Below are 455 nucleotides of genomic sequence, written 5' to 3' on the forward strand. Positions count from 1 at the left end.
TCCGTGTATAGGTCGAGTAGTTCTTTGTCGTTCATGCTCAAAGTCTCACCGCCTTTTTCCCTTACCTCTACCCTCTCCTGCGTAACGTCAGTTATTTATGCACTGGCGCAGCCCATGCAATTTCTCGGCAAAGTCAGTGTATACGGCTCGCTGGTGCCTTACCGTGCCCGCTTCGGCTTTGTGGAAGGCGATCAGCCGGGCGTCAGTGCTTTGAATCTGGATGAGATGTTCGCCGCGCATGAGATCAACGCCCCACCCGACCCACGCGATTTTCGCGTCGGCATATTCGGCGCTTCGCCAACGTGGGGCTATGGCGTGCAGTGGGATCAAACCATGGCGGCCTGTTTGAACGGGCGTGCCACGACCATGCCGGACGGACGGCGCATACGGGCGTTTAATCTGGGGTACCCGCTACCATCCAGTTTGCGCGATTTGCTCCTGATGCAGCGTGCGCT

The 455-nt window shown here is 57.6% G+C and carries 1 protein-coding gene; it reads left to right on the forward strand.

What is annotated here, in order from left to right; genetic code table 11:
• Window positions 1-24 precede the first annotated feature (24 nt).
• On the forward strand, window positions 25-455 hold a 431-nt coding region (locus D7Y13_RS45475), incomplete at its 3' end, for a hypothetical protein (protein WP_147452706.1).

The organism is Corallococcus praedator, assembly GCF_003612125.1.
GTDB classification, from domain to species: Bacteria; Myxococcota; Myxococcia; order Myxococcales; family Myxococcaceae; genus Corallococcus; species Corallococcus praedator.